This window comes from Phaeovulum sp., from assembly GCF_030684035.1.
In the GTDB taxonomy this organism is placed as follows: domain Bacteria; phylum Pseudomonadota; class Alphaproteobacteria; order Rhodobacterales; family Rhodobacteraceae; genus UBA6213.
This window is the reverse complement of sequence record NZ_JAUXPI010000023.1, coordinates 51,479-71,792: the sequence shown is the minus strand read 5'-3', so window position 1 is coordinate 71,792 and position 20,314 is coordinate 51,479. Positions and strand designations below refer to the sequence as shown.

General features: G+C 64.4%; 22 protein-coding genes. All 22 read left to right on the top strand.

The features are described 5' to 3' along the window. The first annotated feature begins 10 nt into the window (after positions 1-10). On the top strand, positions 11-1,939 hold the full coding sequence (locus Q8J98_RS06390; RefSeq protein WP_305293631.1) for a biotin carboxylase N-terminal domain-containing protein: 1,929 nt from the start codon (positions 11-13) through the stop codon (positions 1,937-1,939). Continuing rightward, positions 1,936-2,589: a glutathione S-transferase family protein gene (locus Q8J98_RS06385; protein WP_305293630.1), complete on the top strand. Its 654-nt coding sequence runs from the start codon at positions 1,936-1,938 to the stop codon at positions 2,587-2,589. Before Q8J98_RS06390 ends, Q8J98_RS06385 begins: the two co-directional genes overlap by 4 nt. After that, a complete protein-coding gene (locus Q8J98_RS06380; RefSeq protein WP_305293629.1) occupies positions 2,582-3,448 on the top strand; it encodes a hydroxymethylglutaryl-CoA lyase in 867 nt (288 codons plus the stop codon). The genes Q8J98_RS06385 and Q8J98_RS06380 overlap by 8 nt, the downstream gene beginning before the upstream one ends. Continuing rightward, positions 3,445-4,227: a crotonase/enoyl-CoA hydratase family protein gene (locus tag Q8J98_RS06375; protein WP_305293628.1), complete on the top strand. Its 783-nt coding sequence runs from the start codon at positions 3,445-3,447 to the stop codon at positions 4,225-4,227. The genes Q8J98_RS06380 and Q8J98_RS06375 overlap by 4 nt, the downstream gene beginning before the upstream one ends. A gap of 289 nt (positions 4,228-4,516) precedes the next feature. Then, a complete protein-coding gene (locus tag Q8J98_RS06370; protein ID WP_305185300.1) occupies positions 4,517-4,882 on the top strand; it encodes an NADH-quinone oxidoreductase subunit A in 366 nt (121 codons plus the stop codon). Continuing rightward, complete coding sequence (locus Q8J98_RS06365) at positions 4,873-5,406, top strand: NADH-quinone oxidoreductase subunit B family protein (RefSeq protein ID WP_305293627.1); 534 nt, start codon at positions 4,873-4,875, stop codon at positions 5,404-5,406. Before Q8J98_RS06370 ends, Q8J98_RS06365 begins: the two co-directional genes overlap by 10 nt. A gap of 12 nt (positions 5,407-5,418) precedes the next feature. Further along, entirely contained in the window at positions 5,419-6,018 is a 600-nt protein-coding gene (locus Q8J98_RS06360) for an NADH-quinone oxidoreductase subunit C (protein ID WP_305185298.1), read from the top strand. Between the two features lie 54 nt (positions 6,019-6,072). Next, the gene (locus Q8J98_RS06355; protein WP_305185371.1) at positions 6,073-7,287 is read left to right on the top strand and encodes an NADH-quinone oxidoreductase subunit D; all 1,215 of its coding nucleotides are present in this window, start codon (positions 6,073-6,075) and stop codon (positions 7,285-7,287) included. Continuing rightward, positions 7,287-8,372 (top strand): NADH-quinone oxidoreductase subunit NuoE, encoded by a 1,086-nt coding sequence (gene nuoE, locus Q8J98_RS06350; protein ID WP_305293626.1) that lies wholly within the window; start codon positions 7,287-7,289, stop codon positions 8,370-8,372. Before Q8J98_RS06355 ends, nuoE begins: the two co-directional genes overlap by 1 nt. A gap of 33 nt (positions 8,373-8,405) precedes the next feature. Then, the gene (locus Q8J98_RS06345; protein WP_305293625.1) at positions 8,406-9,296 is read left to right on the top strand and encodes a hypothetical protein; all 891 of its coding nucleotides are present in this window, start codon (positions 8,406-8,408) and stop codon (positions 9,294-9,296) included. After that, the gene (locus Q8J98_RS06340; RefSeq protein ID WP_305293624.1) at positions 9,293-9,523 is read left to right on the top strand and encodes a DUF5337 family protein; all 231 of its coding nucleotides are present in this window, start codon (positions 9,293-9,295) and stop codon (positions 9,521-9,523) included. The genes Q8J98_RS06345 and Q8J98_RS06340 overlap by 4 nt, the downstream gene beginning before the upstream one ends. A 10-nt stretch (positions 9,524-9,533) precedes the next feature. Beyond that, on the top strand, positions 9,534-10,829 hold the full coding sequence (gene nuoF, locus Q8J98_RS06335) for an NADH-quinone oxidoreductase subunit NuoF (protein WP_305293623.1): 1,296 nt from the start codon (positions 9,534-9,536) through the stop codon (positions 10,827-10,829). 4 nt (positions 10,830-10,833) lie between these two features. Continuing rightward, positions 10,834-12,855, top strand: coding sequence for an NADH-quinone oxidoreductase subunit NuoG (nuoG, locus tag Q8J98_RS06330; RefSeq protein ID WP_305293622.1), 2,022 nt, complete (start codon positions 10,834-10,836; stop codon positions 12,853-12,855). Then, the gene (locus tag Q8J98_RS06325; protein ID WP_370868067.1) at positions 12,855-13,262 is read left to right on the top strand and encodes a hypothetical protein; all 408 of its coding nucleotides are present in this window, start codon (positions 12,855-12,857) and stop codon (positions 13,260-13,262) included. Before nuoG ends, Q8J98_RS06325 begins: the two co-directional genes overlap by 1 nt. 12 nt (positions 13,263-13,274) lie before the next feature. Beyond that, positions 13,275-14,312, top strand: a complete 1,038-nt coding sequence (gene nuoH, locus Q8J98_RS06320) for an NADH-quinone oxidoreductase subunit NuoH (RefSeq protein ID WP_305185292.1) — start codon at positions 13,275-13,277, stop codon at positions 14,310-14,312. Positions 14,313-14,327: 15 nt separating this feature from the next. Beyond that, a complete protein-coding gene (gene nuoI / locus Q8J98_RS06315; RefSeq protein WP_305293621.1) occupies positions 14,328-14,819 on the top strand; it encodes an NADH-quinone oxidoreductase subunit NuoI in 492 nt (163 codons plus the stop codon). Continuing rightward, a complete protein-coding gene (locus tag Q8J98_RS06310; protein WP_305293620.1) occupies positions 14,816-15,220 on the top strand; it encodes a carboxymuconolactone decarboxylase family protein in 405 nt (134 codons plus the stop codon). Before nuoI ends, Q8J98_RS06310 begins: the two co-directional genes overlap by 4 nt. Continuing rightward, positions 15,217-15,825, top strand: a complete 609-nt coding sequence (locus tag Q8J98_RS06305) for an NADH-quinone oxidoreductase subunit J (RefSeq protein WP_305185289.1) — start codon at positions 15,217-15,219, stop codon at positions 15,823-15,825. Before Q8J98_RS06310 ends, Q8J98_RS06305 begins: the two co-directional genes overlap by 4 nt. A 35-nt stretch (positions 15,826-15,860) precedes the next feature. After that, positions 15,861-16,376 carry a hypothetical protein gene (locus tag Q8J98_RS06300; RefSeq protein ID WP_305293619.1) on the top strand — a complete coding sequence of 172 codons (516 nt, stop codon included), beginning with the start codon at positions 15,861-15,863 and terminating at the stop codon, positions 16,374-16,376. A gap of 49 nt (positions 16,377-16,425) precedes the next feature. After that, the gene (gene nuoK / locus Q8J98_RS06295) at positions 16,426-16,731 is read left to right on the top strand and encodes an NADH-quinone oxidoreductase subunit NuoK (protein ID WP_305185287.1); all 306 of its coding nucleotides are present in this window, start codon (positions 16,426-16,428) and stop codon (positions 16,729-16,731) included. A gap of 6 nt (positions 16,732-16,737) precedes the next feature. Further along, on the top strand, positions 16,738-18,777 hold the full coding sequence (gene nuoL / locus Q8J98_RS06290) for an NADH-quinone oxidoreductase subunit L (RefSeq protein WP_305185286.1): 2,040 nt from the start codon (positions 16,738-16,740) through the stop codon (positions 18,775-18,777). Further along, entirely contained in the window at positions 18,777-20,312 is a 1,536-nt protein-coding gene (locus Q8J98_RS06285; protein ID WP_305293618.1) for an NADH-quinone oxidoreductase subunit M, read from the top strand. The genes nuoL and Q8J98_RS06285 overlap by 1 nt, the downstream gene beginning before the upstream one ends. The last annotated feature ends 2 nt before the right edge of the window (positions 20,313-20,314 follow it).

Genomic DNA, 20,314 nt, shown 5'->3' with positions numbered 1-20,314 from the left:
AGGCAAGGGGATGTTCACGAGAATCCTGATCGCCAACCGTGGCGAAATTGCCTGCAGGGTGATCGACACGGCCCACCGCATGGGCGTGGCCACGGTGGCGGTCTTTTCCGATGCCGACCGCGGCGCGCGGCATGTGGCAATGGCGGATGCAGCGGTGCATATCGGCGGCCCGGCACCGCGCGAAAGCTATCTGCGCGGCGACCGGATCATCGCGGGGGCGCTGGCGAGCGGGGCAGAAGCGATCCATCCGGGCTACGGGTTCCTCAGCGAAAACCCCGATTTCGTCGATGCGGTAGCGGCGGCGGGGCTGGTGTTCATCGGTCCCTCGGGCAATGCGATCCGGGCGATGGGGCTGAAGGATGCGGCCAAGCGGCTGATGGCAGAGGCCGGGGTGCCGGTGGTGCCGGGCTATCACGGTGCCGGGCAGAACCCGGCCGATCTGGCGCGCGAAGCCGCGAAGATCGGCTATCCGGTGCTGATCAAGGCGGTGGCGGGTGGCGGCGGCAAGGGCATGCGGCGGGTTGAAAATGCCGCGGGTTTTGCCGAAGCGCTGGCATCGGCGCAGGGCGAGGCCGCGACAGCCTTTGGCAACCCCGCCGTATTGGTCGAGAAATACGTTGAAAAGCCACGCCACATCGAGGTGCAGGTGTTTGGCGATGGCACCCGCGCGGTGCATCTTTTCGAGCGCGACTGCTCGTTGCAGCGCCGCCACCAGAAGGTGATAGAGGAGGCCCCGGCCCCCGGCATGACGGCCAAGATGCGCGCCGCGATGGGGCAGGCGGCGGTGCGCGCCGCCGAGGCGATCGGCTACAGTGGTGCGGGCACGGTGGAATTCATCGTGGACGCCTCCGAGGGGCTGCGGCCCGACCGTTTCTGGTTCATGGAAATGAACACCCGGTTGCAGGTCGAGCACCCGGTGACCGAAGCGATCACCGGCGTCGATCTGGTCGAATGGCAGTTGCGCGTCGCCGCGGGCGAACCGCTTCCCGCGCGGCAGGAAGACCTGCGCATCAGCGGCCATGCCTTCGAGGCGCGGCTTTATGCCGAGGATGTGCCTGCGGGGTTTCTGCCCGCCACCGGCACGCTCACCCATCTGGCGTTTCCGCCGGGTGCGCGCATCGATACCGGGGTGCGCGCGGGCGATACCATCAGCCCCTGGTATGACCCGATGATTGCCAAGTTGACGGTGCACGGGGCCAGCCGCGCGGTGGCGCTGGCCCAACTCTGCCGTGCGCTCGAGGCAACCGAAGTGGCGGGGTCGGTGACCAACCTCGGCTTTCTCGCGGCACTGGCGCGGCACCCGGGGTTCCGGGTGGGCGAGGTGGATACCGGCCTCATCGGCCGCGATCTGGCGGCGCTTGCGGCTGCGCCCGCGCCTGCGGCTGCGGTGGTGGCCCTGGCGGCGATTGCCGCGGCGGGGTTGGAGCGAGGGGCGGGGCCGATGGGCGGCTTCACGCTCTGGTCGCCGTTGCGTCGCGCGGTGCTGCTGGAAGGGCACATGGCGACGCTGGTGGTGCGGGCACCCGGCCAGATCACGGTCGCGCTTGATGGCACCGACCATGACTGCGTGCTGAACGCAGACGGCTGGTGGGTCGATGGCGCAAGCACCGGGGCGCATGTCGTGACCCACGCCGGCGGGATCAGCGTTTTCGCCGCCGGCGCGCATCATTTCAACGCGGTTGACCCGCTGGCGCGGGTGGCCGAAGTATCGGGTGGCGGCGGCTTGACGCTGGCTCCGATGCCGGGCCTGGTGAAGGCGGTGTTCGTGGTGCCGGGGCAGGAGGTTGCGGCGGGCGAGCGGCTGGCGATACTGGAGGCGATGAAGATGGAGCACACGTTGCTGGCGGCCCGCGCTGCTCGCGTTGCCGAGGTTCTGACGGCGGCGGGCGCGCAGGTCGAGGCAGGGGCGGCACTGATCCGGCTGGAGCTGGTCGAATGATCCGCCTGCATCATGTTCCCCAGTCGCGCAGTTTCCGCATCCTTTGGCTGCTGGAAGAACTGGGGCTGAGCTTCGAGGTCGTGGAGCATTCCTTTTTCGACAAGTCGCTGCGCGGGCCCGACTATCTGGCAATTTCACCCGCAGGCCGGGTGCCCGCGCTCGAGATCGACGGGCGGTCGCTGTTTGAAAGCGGCGCGATCACCCAGTATCTGTGTGAAACCCGCAGCGCGTTGCAGGGCACCGCGGCGGAGCGGCCAGACTGGCTTGAATGGCTGCATTATGCTGAAACCATTGCGGCACATGTGGCGAACCTGACCCAGCAACATGTGGTGTTGCGCGAAGACTGGATGCGCAGCCCGACCCTGATGCGGCTGGAAGCGGCGCGGCTGCGCAAGACGCTGGAGGTTGTCGAGCGGGGCCTGTCGGACCCGTTCATTCTGCCGTCAGGGTTTTCGGCGGTGGATATTGCGGTCAGCTACGGGGCGATCATCGGGCAGCGCTTCGTGCGGCTCGATGCGCTGCCTCGGGTCTCGGCCTGGCTGGCGCGGCTGGCGGAACGCCCGGCCTACCGCCGCGCGCTGGCGCGCGATGGGCTGAGCCAGATCTACGCCAAAGATTTCTACCCGGCACCGGAGCCAGGCCATGGCTGAGCGGGTCGAGATTTTCGAGGTCGGGCCGCGCGACGGCTTGCAGAACGAAAAACGGCCGATCAGCACCGCTGAAAAGGTGGCGCTGGTCGATCTGCTCAGCCGCGCCGGGTTCCGTCGCATCGAGGTGGCAAGTTTCGTCAGCCCCAGGTGGGTGCCGCAAATGGCCGATTCTGCCGCAGTTCTGGCAGGCATCACCCGCGCGCCCGGGGTGCGCTATGCGGCGCTGACGCCGAACCTCAGGGGCTATGCCGCGGCGCGGGCGGCGGCGGCCGATGAGGTGGCGATCTTTGCCTCTGCCTCGGAAGGTTTCAGCCAGGCGAACCTCAACTGCACCATCGCGGAAAGCCTTGCGCGCTTCGCCCCGGTGGCTGCATCGGCGCGCAATGACGGGGTGCCGATGCGCGGTTATGTTTCGATGGTCACCGACTGCCCCTTTGACGGGCCAACCCAACCGGCTTCGGCGGCTCGGGTGGTGGCGGCGCTGCGGGCGCTTGGCTGCTACGAGGTCAGCCTGGGCGATACCATCGGCCAGGCACGGCCAGAAAGCATCAGCGCGATGCTGCGCGCGGTGCTGAACGAACTGCCGCCCGAGCGGCTGGCCGGGCACTATCACGACACCGCCGGCCGCGCGCTCGCCAATATCGAAGCCTCGCTGGCGCTCGGCCTGCGGGTTTTCGATGCCGCGGTGGGGGGGCTTGGTGGCTGCCCCTATGCGCCCGGTGCCGCAGGCAATGTGGCGACCGAAGCGGTTGCCGCGCGTCTGGCGGAGTTGGGCTATGAGACCGGGCTTGATGCCGCAGTTCTGGCCAAGGCGGCGGCATTCGCGCGGGGCCTGCGCAGCAAGGGGGACGGCGCATGAGCGAAACGATCCGTATGGAACGGGATGCGCGCGGCGTGGCGCGGCTGGTGCTGGCGCGGCCGGAAAAGCACAACGCGCTTTCCGCTGCGATGATCGCCGAGCTGACCGGCGCGGCAGAGGCGCTTGGTGCCGACCCGGCGGTGCGGGTGGTGGTGCTGGCCGCCGACGGCCCGAGTTTCTGCGCCGGGGGCGATCTGGCCTGGATGCAGGCGCAGATCGGCGCTGATGCCAAGACCCGTGCGGCAAGCGCGCGCGCGCTGGCGGGCATGCTCAACGCGCTCAACACCTGCCCCAAGCCGGTGATCGGGCGCGTCCACGGCAACGCCTTCGGCGGCGGCGTCGGCATGATGGCGGTCTGCGATGTCGCAATTGGTGCCGCTGGCAGCCGGTTTGGCTTTACCGAAACCCGGCTTGGGCTGATTCCCGCCACCATCGGCCCCTATGTGCTTGCCCGCATGGGGGAATCACTGGCGCGCCGGGTCTTCATGTCGTCGCGCCTTTTTGATGCCGATGAGGCGGTGCAGCTCAATCTTCTTGCCCGCGTCGTAGCGCCGCAGGCGCTTGATGCAGCGATCGAGGCGGAGGTGGTTCCCTACCTTTCCTGTGCCCCGGGGGCGGTGGCCGAGGCCAAGGCGCAAGCCCGTGCGCTTGGCCCGCGCATCGATGCCGAAATTATCGAGGCCTCGATCGCGGGCCTCGTGGCACGCTGGGAAAGCCCCGAGGCGGTCGAGGGCATTGCCGCGTTTTTTGGCAAGCGCAGGCCCGATTGGGCAATATAAGGTAGCGCAATCACAGCCATTACCGTCTGAACCCTTGCCGGAACTGCGGCCGCGTCGCGCCTGTTTCTGGCGGTGCCGATGAAGCTGGCATGGCCTGGGCGGCTGCGGTTCGGGGGCGGCTGCCACGCGCCGACACGGGCGGTGTCGGCAACGCCGCAATCCGCCCTGCAACAGCCTTGCGAAAGCCGTGCATTCCGCACCGGCTTCGGTTGACCCCGGCAAGCCACCCCGCTAAACCACGCTCACCGGAACCTGCGCGAGCCCGCCTCGCGGAAAGAGGGAGCCACCAGTGGACGATCTGCTGCGAGAATACCTTCCCATCATCATTTTCCTGTTCATGTCCTTCGCGCTTGGCATTGTCCTGATCGCGGCGGCGGCGGTGATCGCGGTGTTCAACCCCGACCCGGAGAAAGTGTCGGCCTATGAATGTGGCTTCCCCGCCATGGACGACGCGCGGATGAAATTCGATGTGCGGTTTTACCTCGTGTCGATCCTGTTCATCATCTTCGACCTCGAAGTGGCGTTCCTGTTTCCCTGGGCGGTGGCCTTCGGCTCGCTCAGCACGGTCGCCTTCTGGTCGATGATGGTTTTCCTCGGGGTGCTGACCGTGGGCTTTGCCTATGAATGGAAAAAGGGAGCGCTGGAATGGGCGTGATCTCGAAGCCCGCCGAAGCAGCCCCGGCTATGGATGCGGCCACCGCTGCGCTTAACGATCAGTTGCAGGACAAGGGCTTTGTGCTGACCTCGGTCGAGGATATCATCGCCTGGGCGCGCAACGGCAGCTTGCACTGGATGACCTTCGGCCTGGCCTGCTGCGCGGTCGGGATGATGCATGTGGCAATGCCGCGCTATGATGCGGAACGCTATGGTTTTGCCCCCCGCGCCTCGCCGCGCCAGTCAGACGTGATGATCGTGGCCGGCACGCTGACCAACAAGATGGCCCCGGCGCTGCGCAAGGTCTATGACCAGATGCCAGAGCCGCGCTATGTGATCAGCATGGGTTCGTGCGCCAATGGCGGTGGCTATTACCACTACAGCTATTCGGTGGTGCGCGGCTGCGACCGGATCGTGCCGGTCGATATCTATGTGCCGGGCTGCCCGCCAAGCGCCGAGGCGTTGCTTTACGCTGTGCTGCAATTGCAGCGGCGCATCCGTCGCACCGGCACTCTGGTCCGCTGAGGGGAGAAAGTCATGTCCGAAGCCCTGAAGGAACTGGCCGCCCATATCGAGATGCGCCGCCCCGATGAGGTGCTGAAGACCAGCATCGCCAACGGCGAGCTGACGGTAACGGTGGTGCCAAACTGCATCGCCGGCTTCATCGAATTTTTGCGGGCAGATTCGGCGTGCAAGTTTTCGACACTCGTCGATATCACTGCCGTCGATTGGCCGACGCGCGCGGCGCGCTTCGATGTCGTCTATCACCTGCTCTCGATGTATCAAAACCACCGCATCCGGGTGAAACTTGCGCTGCGCGAAGATGAACAGGTTGCGACCATCACCGGGGTCTTCCCCGGCGCAAGCTGGTATGAGCGCGAAGTGTTCGACATGTTCGGCATCCTCTTTGCAGGTCATCCCGATTTGCGCCGCCTGCTGACCGATTACGGTTTTGCCGGGCACCCGCTGCGCAAGGATTTTCCGACCTCGGGCTATGTCGAGGTGCGCTATGACGAAGCGCTGAAGCGGGTGGTCTATGAACCGGTGAAGCTGGCCCAGGATTACCGGCAGTTCGACTTTCTCAGCCCCTGGGAAGGGGCGGAGTACGTGCTTCCCGGCGACGAGAAGAAAGCCTGAGACCGGGCGACCCCCAGCGGGACCGCTTTGGCGAAACGGATGAAGGTGGACGCGATGGATGGCAGCTTTGACGAAGCCCTGACCGGCGAGCAGAAGATCCGCAATTTCAACATCAACTTCGGGCCGCAACACCCGGCGGCGCATGGTGTTTTGAGAATGCTGCTGGAGCTTGACGGCGAAGTGGTGGAACGCGCCGACCCGCATATCGGCCTCTTGCATCGCGGCACTGAAAAGCTGATGGAAAGCCGCACCTATCTGCAGAACCTGCCCTATTTCGACCGACTCGATTATGTCGCCCCGATCAATCAGGAGCACGCCTGGTGCCTGGCGATCGAGCGGTTGACGGGGGTTGCGGCGCCGCGTCGCGCCAGCCTGCTGCGGGTGCTCTTTTCGGAAATGGGGCGGCTCTTGAACCACCTGCTGAACGTCGGCTCGCAGGCGGGCGACGTTGGCGCGCTGACGCCGCAGCTTTGGCTTTACGACCACCGCGAACAGCTGATGAACTTTTCCGAACGGGCCAGCGGCGCGCGGATGCACGCGGCCTATTTCCGCCCCGGCGGGGTGCATCAGGATGTGACGCCAGATTTTCTTGACGATGTCGAGGCATGGGCCCCGCGTTTCCTGAAGATGCTGCAGGATATCGACGGGCTTCTGACCGACAACCGCATCTTCAAGCAGCGTAACGTCGATGTCGGCGTGGTCACCGAGGATGATATCCAGAACTGGGGCTATAGCGGCGTGATGGTGCGCGGCTCGGGCTTCGCCTGGGATCTGCGTCGCGCCCAGCCCTATGAATGCTATGACGAATTCGCCTTTCAGGTGCCGGTTGGCAAAAATGGCGACTGCTACGACCGCTACCTTTGCCGGATGGAGGAAATGCGCCAGTCGATCGGCATCATCCAGCAGGCGGTGGCCAAGCTGCGCGCGCCCGAAGGGCAAGGCGATGTGCTGGCGCGCGGCAAGCTGACGCCGCCCAAGCGCGCCGACATGAAGACCAGCATGGAAAGCCTGATCCACCATTTCAAGCTTTACACCGAAGGCTTCCATGTGCCCGCGGGCGAGATTTACGCCGCCATCGAGGCACCCAAGGGCGAATTTGGCGTCTATTTGGTGGCTGACGGCACCAACAAGCCCTACCGCGCGAAAATCCGCGCGCCCGGCTACCCGCACCTGCAATCCATCGATCATATGGCCAAGGGCCATTTGCTGGCCGATATCTCCGCGATCATCGGCTCGCTCGACATCGTCTTCGGGGAGATTGACCGCTGATGCTGCGCCGCCTTCACGCCGACCAACCCGAAAGCTTTGCCTTCACCCCCGCCAACCTGAAATGGGCCGAGGCGCAGATTACCAAATACCCCGCAGGCCGCCAGGCCAGCGCGATCATTCCGCTTTTGTGGCGCGCACAGGAGCAGGAGGGTTGGCTGACCAAGCCCGCCATCGAACATGTGGCCGACATGCTGGGCATGGCCTATATCCGGGCGCTCGAAGTGGCCACATTCTACTTCATGTTTCAGCTTCAACCCGTTGGTTCAGTTGCGCATATCCAGATTTGTGGCACCACCTCGTGCATGATCTGCGGGGCGGAAAACCTTTATGCCGTCTGCCGCGAACGCATCGCGCCGACGCCGCACACGCTTTCGGCCGATGGCAAGTTTTCGTGGGAAGAGGTCGAATGCCTCGGTGCCTGCGCCAACGCGCCGATGGCGCAGATCGGCAAGGATTATTACGAGGATCTGACCGCAGAAAGTTTTGCCCGCATTCTCGATGAATTCGCTGCCGGGCGGGTGCCGCAACCCGGTTCGCAAACCGGCCGCTATGCTGCCGAGCCCGCCGCTGGGCTGACCGCGCTGACCGCAGGCACCGAGGGCAAGGCGGCGCATAACGCCACGGTGACGCAGGCGCTCAAACTGGGCGATACGGTGAAGCGCATCGACGGCAGCGAGGTGCCGGTGCTGACGCCTTGGCTTGGCGCGGCGAAAGCTGCGGCTGCGCCCGCCCAGGCGACGAGGCCCGCACCGGCACCGGCACCCGCGGCTGCCCCCTCGACGGCGCTGGCCAAGCCCGCCGTGCTGGCGGTGGCGCGCGGCGGCACTGCCGACGATCTCAAGCTCATAAAGGGCGTCGGGCCAAAGCTCGAAACCCTGCTGCACAGCCTCGGCTTTTTCCATTACGACCAGATCGCCGACTGGAGCGCCGCCGAACTCGCCTGGGTCGATGACAATCTCGAAGGTTTCAAGGGCCGCGCCAGCCGCGATGGCTGGGTTGAGCAGGCCAAGATGCTCGCAACCGGGGCGGTGACCGAATTTGCAGCGCGGGCGCGCAAGGAAGGGCTTTACGACAAGGACAAGTGAGCAAACAGGCCAGAGAGCCGGAGCGAGGGACAGATGACAGTTTGCACGAGAAATTGCTGGATAGCCGGGGCGGTGGCAGGGGTTGCCGTCGCGGCGCTGTTGCGTCTGGCGCTGCACATGGCACTGGCCCCGGCGGCGTTTTTGGGGCTGTCGGTTTTTGTGCTCGCCGGTGCTGGCATGGTCCTCGCCTTCTGCCGCGGTTCGGCAAAGGCCGAAGCGGTGGCCAGCGCGGTAGCTGCGGTGCCGCAGGCACCGGAAGCTCCGCCGGAGGTGGCAGCGGTGCCGGAACCCGAAGTTTCGCCGGAAGCCGCCGTCTTGCCCGAGCCAGAGGCCGCGCCCATCGCCCCGACCGCAGCGCCGGTGCAAGCCCGGTCCGAAGCCGCAGTCACCGCAGATGCCGTCACCCAAGCCGCCGAGATCGCGCCCGCGTCCCCGGCACCTGACCGCGCCGCCTTGCGCGCCGCGCGCGTCGCGCGCCGCAAGCAGGCAGCCGCCGAAGCTGCCGCGACCGCCACCGATGCGCCTGCAAAGCCGAAGCTGACCAAGGCGGAGCGCGAAGCGCGCGCGGCCCGCCGCGCCGCCCGCCAGGCCCGCGCTGCCGCAGCCGCAGCCGCCGCAACGGTGGACGGCGCGCCGGAGCTGCTCGCCGAACCGCGTGGCGGCAAGGCCGACGATCTGAAGGCGATCAAGGGCGTCGGGCCGAAGTTCGAAAAACTGCTCAATACCAACGGCATCTGGCACTACGACCAGATCGCCGCATGGGGGCCGAAGGATATCGAGGCCATTGACGCAAGGCTTGAAGGCTTCTCCGGCCGGATCGTGCGCGATGGCTGGGTAGAGCAGGCGAAAACGCTTTCTGCGGGCGGTGCCACCGCGTTTTCGCGCCGGGTCGCCGAGGGCGACGTTTACAAGGGCACTGAATGATGCGGCACAGCCTTGGACCAAACCGGCAAGGGGGCGAGATGCGCTTGGTGGCGCTTGTCATCGCCGTTGCCGCGCTGGTCTGGGTGGCGGTGCAATGGCTGGCGGCGCGGGGCGGGTGGAATATCCGCTATGTGCTGCTTGCCGATCTTGCGGCGGGTGCCGCGTTCATCTGGGCGCTGGTCGTGACATGGCGCATCTGGCGGCGGCAACGCCGCAGAGGGCATTGAGGGAATTGATATGCTGAAAGATCAGGATCGGATCTTCACCAACCTTTACGGGATGCACGACCGCAGCCTTGCCGGTGCGCGCAAGCGCGGGCACTGGGATGGCACGGCGGGCATACTGGCGCAGGGGCGCGACTGGATCGTCGATCAGATCAAGGCTTCCGGTTTGCGCGGCCGGGGCGGCGCGGGCTTTCCCACCGGGCTCAAATGGTCGTTCATGCCCAAGCAGTCTGATGGCCGCCCGTCCTATCTCATCGTCAACGCCGACGAATCCGAGCCCGGAACCTGCAAGGACCGCGAGATCATGCGGCATGATCCGCACACCCTGATCGAAGGCGCGCTGATCGCCGGTTTCGCCATGGGGGCCGATGCGGGTTACATCTACATTCGCGGCGAATACATCCGCGAGCGCGAGGTGCTGCAGGCAGCGATCGACGAATGCTATGACGCGGGGCTGATCGGCAAGAACGCCTGCGGCTCGGGCTACGACTACCAGCTTTACCTGCACCACGGCGCGGGGGCCTATATTTGCGGCGAGGAAACCGCGATGCTGGAAAGCCTTGAAGGCAAAAAGGGCATGCCGCGGATGAAACCGCCGTTCCCCGCCGCCTCGGGCCTTTATGGCTGCCCCTCGACGGTGAACAACGTCGAATCCATCGCCGTGGTGCCAACCATCCTGCGGCGCGGGGCGACCTGGTTTTCCGGTTTCGGGCGGCCGAACAATACCGGCACCAAGCTTTTCGCCATCTCGGGCCATGTGAACAACCCCTGCGTGGTCGAAGACGCGATGTCGACGCCCTTGAAGGAGATCCTTGAACGGCACGCGGGCGGGGTGCGCGGCGGCTGGAACAACCTCAAGGCGGTGATCCCCGGCGGGTCTTCGGTGCCGATGCTGAACGCGGCGCAATCGGACGAAGCCCTGATGGATTTCGACTGGCTGCGCGATGCGAAATCGGGGCTTGGCACTGCGGCGATCATCGTGATGGACCAGTCCACCGACATCATCAAGGCGATCTGGCGGCTGTCGAAGTTCTACAAGCACGAGTCTTGCGGTCAGTGCACGCCCTGCCGCGAAGGCACCGGCTGGATGATGCGGGTGATGGACAGGCTGGTGCGCGGCGAGGCCGAGCTTGAAGAAATCGACATGCTTCTGTCGGTCACCAAGCAGGTCGAGGGCCACACCATCTGTGCGCTAGGGGATGCGGCGGCTTGGCCGATTCAGGGCCTCGTGCGGCAGTTCCGGGGCGAGATCGAAGACCGCATCAAGGCCCGCAAGACGGGTCGACTGAGCGCGATGGCGGCGGAGTAAGGCAATGGCAAACCTCAGAAAACTCATCATCGACGGGATCGAGGTCGAGGTTGACCCGGCGCTGACCCTCATTCAGGCGGCGGAAGTGGCGGGCATCGAGGTGCCGCGGTTTTGCTACCACGAACGGCTGAGCGTTGCCGGCAACTGCCGGATGTGTCTGGTCGAAGTGGTCGGCGGGCCGCCGAAACCTGCGGCAAGCTGCGCGATGCAGGTGAAAGACCTGCGCCCGGGGCCGAATGGCGAGCCTGCGGTGGTCAAGACCAACACGCCGATGGTCAAGCGGGCGCGTGAAGGGGTGATGGAGTTCCTGCTGCTGAACCACCCGCTCGATTGCCCGATCTGCGATCAGGGCGGCGAATGCGACCTGCAAGATCAGGCGATGGCCTACGGGGTCGATTTTTCCCGCTCGCGTGAAGCGAAACGCGCCTCGACCGACCTGAACCTCGGGCCGCTGGTTGCCACCGCGATGACCCGCTGCATTTCCTGCACCCGCTGCGTGCGTTTCACCTCGGAAGTCGCGGGCATCACCCAGATGGGCCAGACCGGGCGCGGCGAAGATGCGGAAGTGACCTCGTATCTGGGCCTCACGCTCGACAGCAACCTGCAAGGCAACATCATCGACCTTTGCCCGGTAGGCGCGCTGACCTCCAAGCCCTACGCCTTCACCGCCCGCCCGTGGGAGCTGACCAAGGTGGAATCGATCGACGTGATGGATGGCCTTGGCGCCAACATCCGCGTTGATGTGAAGGGCCGCGAGGTGATGCGCATCGTGCCGCGCAACCATGACGGCGTGAACGAGGAGTGGATTTCCGACAAGAGCCGCTTCATCTGGGACGGTTTGCGGCGGCAACGGCTGGATACGCCCTACGTCCGCGAAGCTGGCAAGCTGCGCAAGGCCAGTTGGGCCGAGGCGCTGGCCGCCGCTGCCAAGGCGATGAAGGGCAAAAAGGTTTTGGGTCTGGTGGGCGATCTCGTCCAGACCGAGGCGGCATTCGCGCTGAAGGCCCTCGTCGAAGGGCTTGGCGGCGCGGTGGAATGCCGGGTTGACGGGGCGCGGCTGCCGGCGGGCAACCGCTCGGCCTATGTCGGAACCGCGAAGATCGAGGATATCGACAGCGCCAAGGGCATTTTGCTGATCGGCACCGATCCGCGCAACGAAAGCCCGGTGCTCAATGCCCGCATCCGCAAGGCCTGGGTGGCGGGGGCCGAGGTCGGGCTGATCGGCAAGGCGGTCGATCTGACCTATGCATACCACCATTTCGGCACCGACCGGGCGGCGCTTCTGGCGCATGCGAAACTGGCGGAAGAGGCCGCGCCCGATACCGGGCCGGGCATCGTCATCGTCGGTCAGGGTGCGATCAACGAGGCCGACGGCGAGGCGGTGCTGGCGCAAGCGATGCGGATTGCCGCGGCGCGCAAGGCAAAACTGCTGGTGCTGCACACCGCCGCTGGCCGGGTGGGCGCGATGGATGTGGGGGCAACCGCCGAAGGCGGGCTGATCGAGGCGACCAAGGGCGTGGAGGTGATCTACAATCTTGGCGCGGACGAGGTGGAAATCGCGCGTGGCCCGCTGGTGATCTATCAGGGCAGCCACGGCGACCGGGGCGCGATGCGCGCCGACATCATCCTGCCCGCCGCTGCCTATACCGAGGAAGACGGGCTTTTCGTCAACACCGAGGGGCGGCCGCAGCTTGCCTATCGCGCCGGGTTTGCGCCGGGGGCGGCCAAGGAAAACTGGGCAATCCTGCGCGCGCTTTCCGCCGAACTGGGGGCAAAGCAGCCGTGGGACAGCCTGACGGGCCTGCGCCGGGCACTGGTTGCGGCGCATCCGCACCTGGGCGAGATCGATGCGGTCGCCGAAAACGGCTGGCAGGCGCTGCCGCTGCGCGACCTTGGCAAGGCCGATTTCCGGCTGGTGGTAAAGGATTTCTACCTGACCAACCCGATTGCGCGGGCAAGCACGGTGATGGCCGAGTGTTCGGCCCTTGCCGCGTCGCGCGGGTCGCAACCGATGGCGGCGGAATGATGGGTCAGGGCGGCCTCATGCGGATACTGGCGCTGACCGGCCTTCTGGCCGGGCTGGCGGCCTGCGCTGATGCCGCGGCCCCCGATGCCGCGTCGCGCCCGGTCTATTCCGGGGTCACGACCCAGCTTCTGGAGGGCGATCTGGTCAACTTCAGCGTTGCCGTTTCGGGCGGCACGGCGGACGAGGCGGCGGTGGTGGCTTATGCGACCTGTGCTGCGGCGCAATACGCGCTGATCCGCGGCTATGGCTTTGCGCGGCATCTGCGCACGAATGTATCTGAAACGGGTGGCGTCTGGCGGGCAGATGCGGTTTACACCATCTCGCCCGCGCTGCCCCGCGGCTTGCGGACCATCGACGCGGAAGTGACGGTGGCCGATTGCGCGGATCAGGGAATACCGACGGTCTGAGGGACAGGGATCATGGCTGAATTTTTCGCAACACCGCTGGGAACTCTCATCGTGATCCTCGCTCAGGGACTGGCGATGATCGCCTATGTGATGATCGGGCTGGTGTTTCTGGTCTATTACGACCGCAAGGTCTGGGCGGCGGTGCAGATGCGGCGCGGGCCGAACGTGGTTGGGCCATGGGGGGTGCTGCAATCCTTTGCCGATGCGTTCAAATACGTGTTCAAGGAAATCGTCATTCCCGCCGGGGCCGACAAGTTCGTGTTCTTCCTTGCGCCGCTTTTGTCGATGTGCCTGGCGATCTTTGCCTTCGTGGTGATCCCCTTTGATGAAGGCTGGGTGATGGCCGACATCAACGTGGCGATCCTGTTCATCTTCGCGATTTCGTCGATGGGTGTTTACGGCATCATCATGGGTGGCTGGGCGTCGAACTCGAAATACCCGTTCCTCTCGTCGATCCGCTCGGCGGCGCAGATGATTTCCTATGAGGTCTCGATTGGCCTGATCATCATCGGGGTGATCATTTCGACCGGCAGCATGAACCTTTCCGACATCGTGCGCGCGCAGGAAGGCAGCTACGGCTTTTTCAACTGGTACTGGCTGCCGCATTTGCCGATGGTGTTCCTGTTCTTCGTCTCGGCCTTGGCCGAAACCAACCGCCCGCCGTTCGATCTGGTCGAAGCGGAATCGGAGCTCGTTGCGGGCTACATGATCGAGTATTCCTCGACCCCCTACCTTTTGTTCATGGCCGCAGAATACATCGCCATGTTCCTGATGTGCGGCCTTCTCTCGGTGCTGTTCTTCGGCGGCTGGCTGAGCCCCATTCCCGGCATCGCCGATGGCTGGTGGTGGATGGTCGGCAAGATGTGGTTCTTTTTCTTCTTCTTTGCCGTGGTCAAGGCGCTGGTGCCCCGCTACCGCTACGATCAGTTGATGCGGATCGGCTGGAAGGTGTTCCTGCCGCTGTCGCTCGGCTGGGTGGTGATCGTGGCGTTCCTTGCGAAATATGAAGTGCTGGGCGGCCTCTGGGCGCGCTTCGCGGTCGGTAGCTGAAGGGGGGGGCGGATCATGGCATTCGACTACGTAAGCGCAACCAAATACTTCCTGCTCTTTGACCTCTTCAAGGGCTTCGGGCTGGGGATAAAATATTTCTTCGGCCCCAAGGACACGCTCAACTATCCACATGAAAAGGGGCCGCTTTCGCCCCGCTTTCGCGGCGAACATGCGCTGCGCCGTTACCCCAACGGCGAGGAGCGCTGCATTGCCTGCAAATTGTGCGAGGCGATCTGCCCGGCGCAGGCGATCACCATCGACGCGGAACCCCGCGAAGATGGCAGCCGCCGCACCACCCGCTACGATATCGACATGACCAAGTGCATCTATTGCGGTTTCTGCCAGGAGGCCTGCCCGGTCGATGCCATCGTCGAGGGGCCGAACTTCGAATACACCACCGAAACCCGCGAAGAACTGTTTTACGACAAGGCCAAGCTCCTGGACAACGGCGCGCGCTGGGAAGTGGCCATTGCGCGCAACCTCGAAATGGACGCCCCCTACAGATGAACGAGGAATTCGCCAAGCTGTTCAAACAGATGCTGGAGCAGGGCCAGGAAATGGCGCGGGCCTTTCCGGGGCTGGAAAGCTTCAAGCCCGTCGGTTTTGAAAAGCTTTTCCCCACCATGTCGAAAGACATGATGGAGCTGTGGTTTGGCAAGACCTTCAACCGCGAGGGGCTGGATGCGAAAACCCGGCTTTTGGTGACGATCGCGGCGCTGACGGTGCTGGGTGCCCAGGCCGAGCCGCAATTGCGGCTGACCATTCGCCACGCGCTTGCGGCCGGGGCGACAGAGCGCGAGATCGCGGAAGTGATCTTTCAGATGAGCATGTTCGGCGGCGTGCCCGCCATGACCAAGGCGTTGGAGATTGCCCAGGGCGTCTTTGGCGAAGCGGAGGATAACGCATGACGGTGTTTGCTTTTGCCTTCTACCTCTTTGCCATTGCGGCGGTGGTGGCCGGTTTCATGGTGGTGGTGTCGCGAAACCCGGTGCATTCGGTGCTCTGGCTGATCCTCGCCTTCTTTTCCGCGGCCGGGCTTTTCGTGCTGCTGGGGGCCGAGTTCGTGGCGATGCTGCTGATCGTCGTCTATGTCGGCGCGGTGATGGTGCTGTTCCTTTTCGTGGTGATGATGCTCGACATCGACTTCGAGACGCTGAAGGGCGAGCTGGCACGCTATGCGCCGCTTGGCTTGCTGATCGGGGTCATCATGCTCTTGCAGCTCGGCATGGCCTTTGGTGCCTGGGAAGTGACCGAAAGCGCCACCGCGCTCAGGATGTCGCCCACACCCGATGGCGTGACCAACACCGCGGCGCTCGGCGGGCTGCTCTATGACCGCTACCTCTACCTCTTTCAAGCGGCCGGGGTGATCTTGCTGGTGGCGATGATCGGCGCGATCCTTCTGACCATGCGGCACCGGCCCGACGTGAAGCGGCAGGATGCGCTGACCCAGATCTACCGCAAGCCGGGCGAACAGATGCACCTGAAGGATGTGAAGCCGGGGCAGGGGTTGTGACAGCGACGAGGCCCATAATAGCGGCTCTGGCCGCTATGCTCGCCAGCCCGGCGCTGGCCTGCTCGCCGGTCCCGCTGTTGGCGGGCACGGTGCAGCGGGATGGCGTTTGCGGCATCTACCACAACGATGACGCCTATATGGCGCGCGGCATCTCGGATGCCGAGGATCTGGGCGGCGGCTTCGTTGTGCAATACTACTTCGAGGGCAACGCCTGCTATGGCCGCGTCAGCATGATCGTTGCCGATTGCGCCGGGGCACAGGCGGTGGTGTTCGGGCCGGGGCCGACCGAAGGACCGATGAGCCCGGTTCCCGAAGGCGATGTCTGGAAGCAGCTCGAGGCGCAACTGCGTGGTGGCGCGGCGGCGGGGCGACCGATGCCGGTGGCCGAAATCGCCGCGCATGCGGTGGGCGCGCGGTTCATCAACGCCGCAGTGGTGACGATACCGGGGCAGGTGGGCATTTCCAACGACGAGGCCGCGCCGCTGCATGATTACAACCTTGGCTGCGGCTGCGGGGTTTTCTACCCCGGCAGCGTTGGCGCGGGCTGGTGACCGAGACAGGACGAAGAAGCCGCCAAAGGCGGAACGAACGAGGGACGAAATGATCGGACTGACACATTACCTGGGCGTTGCCGCCGCACTCTTCGTGATCGGCATCTTCGGCATCTTCGTGAACCGCAAAAACGTGATCGTCATCATGATGTCGATCGAGCTGATGCTGCTGGCGGTGAACATCAATCTGGTGGCCTTCTCGGCCTACCTGAACGATCTGGTGGGGCAGGTGTTCGCGATGTTCATCCTGACCGTCGCCGCCGCCGAGGCGGCGATTGGCCTCGCAATCCTGGTGGTGTTCTTCCGCGCCCGCGGCACCATCGAGGTTGAAGACGTCAACGTGATGAAAGGGTAAGGGCAGATGGAACAGATCATTCTCTTTGCTCCGCTGGTGGGGGCAATCATCGGTGGCTTCGGCTGGCGGGTGATTGGCGAGACCGGCGCAATGGTGCTGACCACCGGGCTCTTGTTCCTTTCCTTCGCGCTTTCCTGGGTGGTGTTTCTGACCCACGACGGGGTGACGACGCATATCCACATCATGAATTTCATCCAGTCGGGCAGCCTCGATACCGCCTGGTCGATCCGGCTCGACAGACTGACCGCGATCATGCTGATCGTGGTGACCACGGTTTCGGCGCTCGTGCATCTCTATTCCTGGGGCTACATGGCGCATGACGTGAACTGGAACGAAGATCAGCGCTACAAGGCGCGGTTCTTTGCCTATCTTTCGTTCTTCACCTTCGCGATGCTGGCGCTGGTGACCGCCGACAACCTGATCCAGATGTTCTTCGGCTGGGAAGGGGTGGGGGTCGCCTCGTATCTGCTGATCGGTTTCTATTACAAGAAACCCTCGGCCAATGCCGCGGCGATCAAGGCTTTCGTAGTCAACCGGGTTGGCGACTTCGGCTTTGCGCTGGGCATCATGGCGCTGTTCTTTCTGGTCGGCTCGATCGATCTCGACAAGATCTTTGCCGCCGCCCCGGTTCTGGCGGAAACCGAGCTTGGCTTCCTCTGGACGCATTGGAACGCGGCGAACCTGATCGGCGTGCTCTTGTTCATCGGCGCGATGGGCAAATCGGCGCAATTGTTCCTGCATACCTGGCTGCCCGACGCGATGGAGGGCCCGACCCCGGTTTCGGCGCTGATCCACGCCGCAACGATGGTCACCGCCGGGGTGTTTCTGGTGGTGCGGATGTCGCCGCTCTTTGAATTCGCGCCCGACGCCAAGATGATGGTGGTCTATGTCGGCTCCGCCACGGCGTTTTTCGCGGCGACCGTGGGCCTGGTGCAGAACGACATCAAGCGGGTCATCGCCTATTCGACCTGCTCGCAGCTTGGCTACATGTTCGTGGCGGCAGGGGTGGGGGCCTATCCGGTTGCCATGTTCCATCTGCTGACGCATGCCTTCTTCAAGGCGATGCTGTTTCTTGGCGCAGGCTCGGTAATCACCGCGATGCACCACGAACAGGACATGCGCAACTACGGCGGCTTGCGCAAAAAGATTCCGCTGACCTTCTGGGCAATGCTGATCGGCACGCTGGCCATTACCGGGGTCGGCATCCCGCTGACCACGATCGGCTTTGCCGGGTTCCTCTCGAAAGACGCGATCATCGAAAGCGCCTTTGCCAGCGGCAACGGCTTCGCCTTCTGGTCGCTGGTCATCGCCGCCTGTTTCACCTCGTTCTATTCCTGGCGGCTGATGTTCCTCACCTTCTGGGGCAAGCCGCGAGGCGACACCCATGCGCATGACCATGCCCACGAAAGCCCCTGGACGATGACCGTGCCGCTGGGTGTGCTGGCGCTGGGGTCGGTTTTCGCCGGGATGCTCTGGTACGGCAGCTTCTTTGGCGATCACGCCAAGATGACCGCGTTTTTCGGCATCGCCGGGCACGAGGTCGTGGCCGAGGCCGCGGCACCCGCAGCCGATGCGCATGCCGCAGGCGTGGCCCCGGTCGGTGCGGTCTATTTTGCGCCCGACAATACGGTGATCGACGATGCCCACCACGCGCCGAACTGGGTGAAGGTTTCGCCCTTCATCGCGATGCTTTTGGGCCTAGCAACCGCATGGGTGTTCTACATCGCCGCCCCGGCGACGCCGCGCAAGCTGGCCGAGTTGCAGCCCGTGCTTTACCGCTTCCTGCTCAACAAATGGTATTTCGACGAGATCTACGACTGGCTCTTTGTCAATCCCGCCAAGGCCATCGGCCGCTTCTTGTGGAAGCGCGGCGACGGCGCGGTGATTGACGGGCTGATCAACGGCATCGCACTTGGCCTGATCCCAAGGCTGACGCGGCTCGCGGGGCGGATGCAGTCGGGCTACCTGTTCCACTACGCCTTCGCCATGGTCATCGGCATTGCGGTGCTGATGTTCTGGGCCGTGCTTGCCGGAGGGGCACATTAATGGAAAACCTGCTTTCCATCATCACCTTCCTGCCGCTGGTGGCGGCGCTGGTGCTGGCCGTGTTCCTGCGCGGCAGCGACGCCGCCGCGCAGCGCCAGGCAAAATGGGTGGCATTGGCCACCACCGGTGCAACCTTCCTTGTGTCGCTGTTCCTGCTGACCGGGTTCGACCCCGCCAACACCGGCTTTCAGTTCGTCGAAGACCGCCGCTGGATCATGGGGCTGCACTACAAGCTCGGGGTTGACGGGATATCGGTGCTGTTCGTGCTTTTGACCACGTTCCTGATGCCGCTGACCATCGGTGCCTGCTGGGGCGTCGAGACCAGGGTCAAGGAATACATGGTTGCGATGCTGGTGCTCGAAGCACTGATGATCGGCGTGTTCGTGGCGCTTGATCTCGTGCTCTTTTACCTCTTCTTCGAGGCGGGCCTGATCCCGATGTTCCTGATCATCGGCATCTGGGGCGGCAAGGAACGCATCTACGCCGCCTTCAAGTTCTTCCTCTACACCTTCCTCGGCTCGGTGCTGATGCTGGTGGCGATGATCTTCATGTATTTCGACGCAGGCACCACCGATATCGTGCAACTGCTCGACCACGAATTCGCCTCCGACAGTTTCGGCCTCTTTGGGGTGCAGGTGGTGGGCGGCATGCAGACGCTCCTGTTCCTCGCCTTCTTCGCCAGTTTCGCGGTGAAGCTGCCGATGTGGCCGGTGCATACCTGGCTGCCCGACGCGCATGTTCAGGCCCCCACGGCGGGCTCGGTGGTGCTGGCCTCGGTGCTGTTGAAAATGGGCGGTTACGGGCTGTTGCGCTTCAGCCTGCCGATGTTCCCGCAAGGGGCCGAGGTGATGGCCCCGCTGGTGCTCTGGCTCTCGGCCATCGCCATTGTCTACACCTCGCTGGTGGCGCTGGCGCAATCGGACATGAAAAAGCTGATCGCCTATTCGTCGGTCGCGCATATGGGCTTTGTGACGATGGGGATATTCGCCTTCAACCAGCAGGGTGTTGATGGCGCGATCTTCCAGATGCTGAGCCACGGCTTTATCGCTGGCGCGCTCTTCCTCTGTGTCGGGGTGATCTATGACCGCATGCACACCCGCGAGATCGAGGCCTATGGCGGCATCGTCAACCGGATGCCGACCTATGCGCTGATCTTCATGTTCTTCACGCTTGCCAATGTCGGCCTGCCGGGAACCTCGGGCTTTGTCGGCGAGTTTCTGACGCTGGTCGGGATCTTCCAGGTGAACACCTGGGTTGCGGCGGTCGCCACCACCGGGGTGGTGCTGAGCGCGTCCTATGCGCTTTGGCTTTACCGCCGGGTTGTGTTGGGTGATCTGATCAAGGAAAGCCTGAAGTCGATCACCGACATGGGCCTGCGCGAAAAGCTGATCTTCGCGCCACTGGTGGCAATGACGCTTTTGCTTGGCGTTTACCCGAGCCTTGTGACCGATATCATCGGGCCGTCCGTAACCGCCCTGGTCACCGACTACCACGCCAGCCTGCCCGCGACCGTCGCGGCGGTTGCAGTCCACTGAAG